The organism is uncultured Bradyrhizobium sp., from assembly GCF_964252615.1.
Lineage (GTDB): Bacteria > Pseudomonadota > Alphaproteobacteria > Rhizobiales > Xanthobacteraceae > Bradyrhizobium.
Genome location: NZ_CAXUNQ010000031.1, coordinates 47,901 through 55,146 on the forward strand (window position 1 = coordinate 47,901; position 7,246 = coordinate 55,146).

8 protein-coding genes are annotated in these 7,246 nt (G+C 61.8%); 3 read left to right on the top strand and 5 right to left on the bottom strand.

Annotated elements, in window-relative coordinates:
* Positions 1-3 precede the first annotated feature (3 nt).
* The 4 genes from ACFE72_RS15845 to ACFE72_RS15860 form a co-directional block, all read right to left on the bottom strand.
* Entirely contained in the window at positions 4-981 is a 978-nt protein-coding gene (locus ACFE72_RS15845) for a polysaccharide deacetylase family protein (protein ID WP_375414059.1), read from the bottom strand.
* A 160-nt stretch (positions 982-1,141) separates the two neighbouring features.
* On the bottom strand, positions 1,142-1,717 hold the full coding sequence (locus tag ACFE72_RS15850) for a glutathione peroxidase (protein WP_375414060.1): 576 nt from the start codon (positions 1,715-1,717) through the stop codon (positions 1,142-1,144).
* 84 nt (positions 1,718-1,801) lie between these two features.
* Positions 1,802-3,436 (bottom strand): hypothetical protein, encoded by a 1,635-nt coding sequence (locus ACFE72_RS15855; protein WP_375414061.1) that lies wholly within the window; start codon positions 3,434-3,436, stop codon positions 1,802-1,804.
* Between the two features lie 128 nt (positions 3,437-3,564).
* Entirely contained in the window at positions 3,565-5,172 is a 1,608-nt protein-coding gene (locus ACFE72_RS15860; RefSeq protein WP_375414062.1) for a L,D-transpeptidase family protein, read from the bottom strand.
* Between the two features lie 196 nt (positions 5,173-5,368).
* Between ACFE72_RS15860 and ACFE72_RS15865 the strand changes: the two genes are divergently transcribed.
* On the top strand, positions 5,369-5,908 hold the full coding sequence (locus ACFE72_RS15865) for a CreA family protein (RefSeq protein WP_375414063.1): 540 nt from the start codon (positions 5,369-5,371) through the stop codon (positions 5,906-5,908).
* Here ACFE72_RS15865 and ACFE72_RS15870 read toward each other — a convergent pair.
* Complete coding sequence (locus ACFE72_RS15870) at positions 5,898-6,194, bottom strand: hypothetical protein (protein ID WP_375414064.1); 297 nt, start codon at positions 6,192-6,194, stop codon at positions 5,898-5,900. The two genes, ACFE72_RS15865 and ACFE72_RS15870, sit on opposite strands and share 11 nt — an antisense overlap.
* A 405-nt stretch (positions 6,195-6,599) precedes the next feature.
* Between ACFE72_RS15870 and ACFE72_RS15875 the strand changes: the two genes are divergently transcribed.
* The gene (locus tag ACFE72_RS15875) at positions 6,600-6,755 is read left to right on the top strand and encodes a hypothetical protein (RefSeq protein ID WP_375414065.1); all 156 of its coding nucleotides are present in this window, start codon (positions 6,600-6,602) and stop codon (positions 6,753-6,755) included.
* Positions 6,756-6,796: 41 nt separating this feature from the next.
* A complete protein-coding gene (locus tag ACFE72_RS15880; protein ID WP_375414066.1) occupies positions 6,797-7,162 on the top strand; it encodes a hypothetical protein in 366 nt (121 codons plus the stop codon).
* Positions 7,163-7,246: the final 84 nt, after the last annotated feature.

Below are 7,246 nucleotides of genomic sequence, written 5' to 3' on the forward strand. Positions count from 1 at the left end.
GCGTTATTCCGAGATCGTCTGCACCACGCTGTTGACCGGACGGCTGCTCATGGTCGGCAGCTTGGCGTCCTTCAACAACTCCTCGTCGTATTGCGGCAGGGTCTGCACCGGCGTCTTGGGCTTCATCTGAACCACCTTGTAGCCGCCGGCCTTCAGCTTGCGAAGAATCTCCGGCAGCGCTTCGGCGGTATGCTTTTGGAAATCGTGCATCAGAATGATGCCCTTGCCGAGCTTGTCGAGCTTCTTGAAGATGGTATCGACCACCTGTTGCGACTTGCTCGACTTGAAATCGAACGAATCGAGATCGCATGAAAATATCCCGATGTTGCGCTCGCCAAGATAGGTCACCATTTCCGGCGGATGCTGTAGCGCCGGGAAGCGGAAGAACGGCGCAGGCGCCGCTCCCAGGGCCCATTTTACCGCGCTGAAACCCTTCTCGATCTCATCCTTTTTCTGCTGATCGTTGAGTTTCTTGCCGTTAAGATTGGCATGCGACCAGGTATGCGCGCCGACGGTGTGGCCGGCGGCGGCGACCTGTTTCAGGATTTCGGGATAATACGTGGCGTGCTTGCCGATCGGAAAGAAGATGCCGGTCGTGCACTGGTCGGCCAGCGTTTTCAGCACCGAGGGCGTGTTGTTCAGCCACGGACCGTCGTCAAACGTCAGCACGACTTCCTTGTCCTTGAGAAAGTCGAGTTGCTTGAAGTGCTCGAAGCCGAAACCGGGTCCGCCGCTGGTATCGATCTGCACGACGCGAGAAACACCCAGCGCATCGGCGGCGCCATTGCACGCGACCTTGGGCCCGGGCGGCGGGGCGGGAGCAGCCGGCGGAGCAGGGGCTGCCTGGGGCGCGGGCGGAGCGCCTTTGGCGGCTGGCGCTGCCGGGGCGGTCCCTTTCGTAGCCGGCGCCTGCGCCGACGCGGTCCCCGCCGCAACGACCGAGATTGCGCTCGCAAAGATCAAGCCTGCCAAACTGCGCATCGCAGTCCCCCTGGATTCGCCTGCCAACGCCACCCGGCCGGTGCGCCGATGGTGTTTCGCGCCCGTTCAGCTTAGCCGAAACGAGGTTGCGCCGCCATCGTGGCATCTTTTATCCCCAACGCTCCATGATTCGCTGTTGTCGATTGTTTCGCAATGGCGGTCAGCCGGCCGCCAGCGCACGCGCAATGGCGGTTTTGATACGCGTGTCGGCCGGCTCGACCGACTCGGGAAATACCTCGGCGATGTAGCCGTCGCGACCGATCATATATTTGTGGAAGTTCCAGCGCGGCAGATCCTTTGGCCGCGCCTCGGCCGCCCATTTGTAGAACGGATGCGCACCGGCGCCCTTCACCACGGTTTTTGCCGCGATCGGAAAGGTGACGCCGTATCGGTGCTGCGCAGTCTCCGCGATTTCTTTCGAGCCACCGGGCTCCTGGCCGCCAAAATCGTTGGAGGGCACGCCGATGATGGTCAGGCCGCGGCCGTGGAACTGGACCCACAACTCCTGCAGCCCGGCATATTGCGGCGTGTAGCCGCACAGCGACGCCGTATTGACCACGAGGAAAGGCCGTCCGGCAAGATCGGCGAGTTTTATGTCGCCACCATCAAGCTGCGGAAACGAAAAGCCGTAGGCGGTGATCCGGCTCATTGATGGTTGTGCCAAGGCGTTCCTCACCGGAGCCGGCGCTGTGATCGCGGTCAGCGCCGCCGTCATCATGGTTCTGCGATCGATCATGTTGGGTTTCCGTCATTGCGAGGTGCGAACCAACGAAGCAAGGACGATAGCCTGTTTTGGACAAACGCGCCGCTCAACACGCCGTTACGACGCGGCCTTGCACCACGGCAGTGGCAACAGCGGAAGGTAATATCGATTCCATTCGCATACGACCTCCGGTCCGGCGCGTTTGAGCGCGTATTTCACCGGTTCGGCCTGGCCGATCACGAGGTGGAGACCGACCAGCGTCGCGGCAATCGGATATGCCCATTTGTGAAATCGAAAGCTGCGCATGCGGTCAAGCAGGATCGCGCCGGCGATAATGATCAGCGGATCGGTGAAAACGAAATATTCCGACTTCAGGCCGCGGCGCACGCCGAGCGCGTCGATTCCGATCGCCGCCAGCACAAGCATGAGGGCCTGCAGGGCCGCCAGCCGCTCGCCTTGGCGCCAGGCGAAAACAATGCCGGGAATGACGAGCCAGGTCAGGAACACCGTCGGCCGCGGTGAAGAATGCAGCACGAAGGTGTAGCGTGCGAGGACGGACGCGATGCCCTCCAACAGCGGAACGACGATGCCCCGCAGGCTTGCGCCATTCGCAAGATCCGCCGTTGCGGCGTCCGTGAAACTCAGCATCTTTTCAAGTGGATTGGCCACCGCGATGATATTGCCGGTATTGAATTCAAATTTCAGCGCCAGCAATGCGACCAGTGCGCCCGTCGCCATGGCAAACATCGAGGCGAGCGTTTCGGCCGCGGTTATCCTCCAGGCCGTGGCATATGCAGCCATGCAGGCGGCGATCAGGATCAGCAGCGCGACCTGATACACGCCGAACCGGTTCAGAAACAACGGGCGAAACCCGGCCGCCTCGATCACAGCGCGATCGAAACCGATGCCGACAAGCGGGTATGCGGCCCACGCCGCGGCTACGGCTGCGAAGGCCGCGATTGCGGTGGCAAGCGAGGCGTGCGCCGAATTTCGCCAAAACGCAACGCTGGCGCTGTCGGCGGTACCGAACGGCAGGATGATCAAAGGCAGTGCCGCGATCAGCAGAATCGCCTGCACCTTGTTTTCCAGTCCCAACACGCAGAGAAAGGCTGCCAGCGCCATTCCAAGCGGACGCGCCGTGCCGGCGCGGCGTCCGAGTGCGATCAGGATCAACAGCGCCGACAGCACCGGAACGGCTGCGACGAGTTCGCTGCGCAGGATGCGGGCGTGGATCGCGACGCCGCCCGAGAACGTGAAGGCGAAGGTCGCGATCAGCGCGACGCGCCAGTCGCGCACGATCGGCCGAATGAGGCCGGCGAAGATCAGCACGCAGCCGGTCGCGGTCAGCCAGGCGACCAGGCGCCCGGCGCGAATGGCTGACGTCATCGCGGCATCGAACGCGGCCCCGCTTGATGCGGGCGGCATGCTGGACAACGTCCAGGCGTCGAGCAGTCCGAGTCCGTGCAGCAGCCTGAACCAGAGCTGCACCGAAAGGATCGAGATGTAAGCGGTGTGATCGAAGAACTGCTGCGGCCGGCCGTCGTTGAGGAGGAGGGCGTTGTAGACCACCATGAAATCCATGTCGGCGTTGCGCCAATAGGCCAGCGTGTAGCCAAACAGGAAAAACGACGCCGCAAGGCCGAGCACGATCGCCGCAAGGCCCGTCCGCCAGCCGAGAAACGTCAGGCGGTCGACAGCGTCCTTCGCCGCCGTGGGCGCATGCGTTGAAGGGAGCGGCAGGGATCGGTCCATCAGGGCTGTGTTTTAGCCCAGCGCGCGCCTTACAAAACGATTATTTTCTCCTTCCCGCCTTCGCGGGCCGGCGTGGAGAGATTGTACCTGCCACATCTTATGCGCGCCGCCTGCGCGTGCTGACCGGTCTAGCGCAGCGGAATAATGAAATCCGTGCCTTCGCCGGTTTCCCCGCCGCCGATGCCTTGATCCGAAACGATGATCGAGCCGCCGCTCGAAAGCAACTCGGCAATTCGGATCATTACGTCGGCTGGGATACTCAGCCGATCCAGTGCTTCCGACGCGCTGTCGGGCGTAGGCGCAGGGTTGACCTCGATGGCGCCGTTCGTGCGTCGGCGCTGCGACGCGCGTTCCTCGTCGTCCGACCGGGCAGCGTTGCGAGCCGCCGCCGGCATCGAAACTACCGACCAGCGCAGCAGACCGGCATCATCCTTGTCGGCTTGCGCCGTGAAAACATGGGTTCCGAGCGGGCGGTCGCTCGGCGCGATCATCACCGCGGCCTCGAACAATGGCGCGAAATTCTGCCGCGCATACAGCTTGCCGTCCTTGCGGCTGACAAACACCGCGATCTGTCCGTTACGCTTTGGTATAGCGGCAATTGCCGGCTCCGGGTTCGAAGCTGCCGGCTTATCCGGATCCACCGCGCGGGACTGGTCCTTCTTGGCACTCGGACCGACGGCTTCGGCATCGCCGGCTGCCGTTGTCGCGTCGAGAGCCACGCTTTCGGTTGCTTTTTGCTGCTCGATCAAAGCCGGCTTTCCGGCATGCCCGGCTTCGGCAGCGCGTGGGTCGGCGGCGGACGATTTCGCTTCGACAGGCGCCCGACCGGCTGCCGGGACATCGACGACGGTCAGCGGCGATTGCGGCTGGGTCAGCGCGGTGCTGGCGTCGGCGGTGTGGATGCTGTGGACGGCTCTTGCAGACTCGTGCCCGACCGTCGATTTGAGTTCAAGACTTGCTTCCGAATAGGCGGGCTTGACGGGTGGGTGTACGATCGCGCCCTTATCGGACTTTGTGATAACGGCGACATCGACGTTCTTCGGCAGCTCCATGGCCGCAACCGGTATCGCCTTTCTGGTCGGCAGCAGCGCGTGCGCAAAGCTCTCCGGCGCCAGTTCACCCGGCGCAATGATGATGCGCGCACCCATCCGGGTCCACCCCCACATCTTCACGGCGAAGTTCGTGGGCATTCGGATGCAGCCATGCGACGCCGGGTAGCCGGGGAGGGCGCCGGCATGCATCGCAACCCCCGACCACGTGATGCGCTGCATATACGGCATCGGCGCGCCACTATAGATGTTTGACTGGTGGTATTTGTGCTTCTGGATGACGCTGAACACGCCCATCGGCGTCGAATGCCCGCGCATGCCGGTAGAAACCGGCGTCTCCGCAAACGCGCCGTTGGCGTCGTAGACCTTGAGGATTTGCTTCTCGATCGAGATGGCGATGATCAGCGGTCCCTGCGGCTTGCGGGTGTCTTGCAAGACGTTGTCGGTCTTGGGAAGCCGAGGTTTTTTGGGCCTGTGAATATGCGGCGTTACCGCGCGATATGACAGGTCGGGTTCATAGTAGTCCGGCCAGAAATAGGTTGCGGCCGCCGTAGAGGAAGCGGCGCCGCAAACTCCGGCCGTTAACGTCGCAACTGCCCAAAATCCCCTGGAAAACCCTGCGTTGCCGAACCGATAGCTTTTGTTAGAGTACCGTCGGCGGACCGATTCCTTACTGTACGCATCCACTTCCCAGCACTCCGAATAGCTCACTGTTTAGTTCGCAGCCGCGAACCCCGCTAGCGCGAGCGTCTTGTTTTCCTCGCGGATATGGCGTCAGCGTAGCAAAAAAGTCTCACAATTCATTAACTAAGCTCGGACAGGTCGGGCGTCTTTCGGTTTGAAATCGCCGCACTACATGAAGGACTTGCACACGGAGATCGTCATGACACGCCATCGCTGCCACACGCGCCTGAGATGCTGGATTTTCGCCGGCTTGGCGCTAGCGGTGGTGGGCGGCTCATCCGCGCGCGCCGCCGATGAGCCGGACTTGATCTTCCGGCGCTCGACGGTTTTCAAATGGCTCAGCCCCAACGACAAGCTCGCGACCTATGGCCTTGACGACCCGGAGGTGGATGGCGTGGCTTGCCATTTCACGGTGCCTGAAAAGGGCGGCTACAAGGGTTGGCTGGGTCTTGCGGAAGAAGTTTCGGACATTTCGCTGGCCTGCCGGCAAATCGGTCCCATCCGTTTCAAGGGCAAGCTGGAGCAGGGGGACGACATGTTCCGTCAGCGGCGCTCGCTGTTCTTCAAGAAAATGCAGATCGTCCGAGGCTGCGACTCCAAACGCAATGTGCTCGTTTACATGGTCTATTCGGACAGGATCATAGAAGGCTCGCCGAAGAATTCGACGTCGTCGGTGCCGATCATGCCATGGGGCGCTGCCGACGCCGCAGTCCAGAAGTGCAGTGAATTCATCCAGTAATCGGCGGGGATGATGTCAGTGGTTCATGGCGAGCGGGACGGCCGGATCCAATGCTTCGGACGGCATTGGGATCGCGATAACCGACCAGGTGCACCAGTTTCTGGGGCATCTGGTCGTTGCCCCGGCCGCCGTCAGCGCTTTGCTCTGACATCGCGCGGCATTTTGTGATGCGCTCGTATTTCAAGGGATTTCGGCCGTCAAGCCGCAGGTCGGGAAAGCCGCTTGCCAGAGGTTCAGCATTCGGCTGACCGGTGTCGCGGGCCGGGATCATGCTGCGGACATCCATGCTGCCATTACCCACGACTGCACTCCTTATTTCCGGAGATATGCAAAAACGCGCGAGTGCCTAGAAAAGTTGCATGCGCGGGTTAAGTCGGATGCGGACGGTCCTGATCCACCGCTACTTCGCACCCAGGGCCTGCCTACCCCGGAAAGGCTGAAGAAATGCTGACGCGGCCGGCGGAAACGGGCTTGCGGAAGCGAGCGCCCCGTAGGTTCGCCTCGCCAGCTCAACCTGCTTGAATTGTGGATGTTTTGCGGTGAATTGTTTCGTCATGTGGTTCCGACGAAACAATTCTCATGAACGACGAAACCATTTTCTGTTTTTCGAGCAGACATCCGGAAACAGCCATTGGCTATCAAGTTGGCAACGAAAGGGCGTCAGCGCCTGAGCCCGAACCGGAGACAGTCCATGCGGACGATCAGCTTCATCCTGGCCTTCGCCTTCATTCTGGCCGGTCCCTCGATGGCCGGTTCGTCCGACGCCAGCTTGCCCGGCGTCGGCACCTTCTCCTACAGCGGCTCGCCGGTCGTTAGCGCCGCGCCGGCTGCCGTTGCCGCCAACTGATCACGTCTGTCCCCATAAAACGCGAAAAGAAGAATGTGACGATGATCCGCACCAGTTCGCTCGCCGCCGTCCTCCTGGCCGTCATCTTCGGAAGTTCTGCGCAAGCGCAAATCTGGTCCTGGAAGAAACTGCCCGACCCGCGCGGCGAATTCGTGCGCTTGTGCGCGCCGCACATGGTGGATCGCTGGGCGCATCCTGAATCCGTCTGCGGCTGTTTACACGACCATGCGGTCGCAGCCGTTGACGACCCGGATCTGCGCGAGGCGTTGCTGCGAGGCATCAGCGAGACCGGGGTGCCGACCATCGAGAACGACTGGGTGCCGGCATCCAAGCAACCACAGATTGCTGCGACCTTCACCAAGATCGCGAAGCCGACGCTGCAATGCATGTTCGAGCCGCGGACTTGAGCCTCTGATTTCGATTTTTGTGGTTAGTTCGTCATGCCCGGCCTTGTGCCACGGCTGTCCGGTTCGATTTAAGTGGACGTAGCG

Coding starts and splice junctions, on each gene's coding strand:
- ACFE72_RS15845 (WP_375414059.1), bottom strand. CDS start 981: ATGCGCAGTTTGGCAGGCTTGATCTTTGCGAGCGCAATCTCGGTCGTT.
- ACFE72_RS15850 (WP_375414060.1), bottom strand. CDS start 1,717: ATGATCGATCGCAGAACCATGATGACGGCGGCGCTGACCGCGATCACA.
- ACFE72_RS15855 (WP_375414061.1), bottom strand. CDS start 3,436: ATGGACCGATCCCTGCCGCTCCCTTCAACGCATGCGCCCACGGCGGCG.
- ACFE72_RS15865 (WP_375414063.1), top strand. CDS start 5,369: ATGACACGCCATCGCTGCCACACGCGCCTGAGATGCTGGATTTTCGCC.
- ACFE72_RS15870 (WP_375414064.1), bottom strand. CDS start 6,194: ATGGATGTCCGCAGCATGATCCCGGCCCGCGACACCGGTCAGCCGAAT.
- ACFE72_RS15875 (WP_375414065.1), top strand. CDS start 6,600: ATGCGGACGATCAGCTTCATCCTGGCCTTCGCCTTCATTCTGGCCGGT.
- ACFE72_RS15880 (WP_375414066.1), top strand. CDS start 6,797: ATGATCCGCACCAGTTCGCTCGCCGCCGTCCTCCTGGCCGTCATCTTC.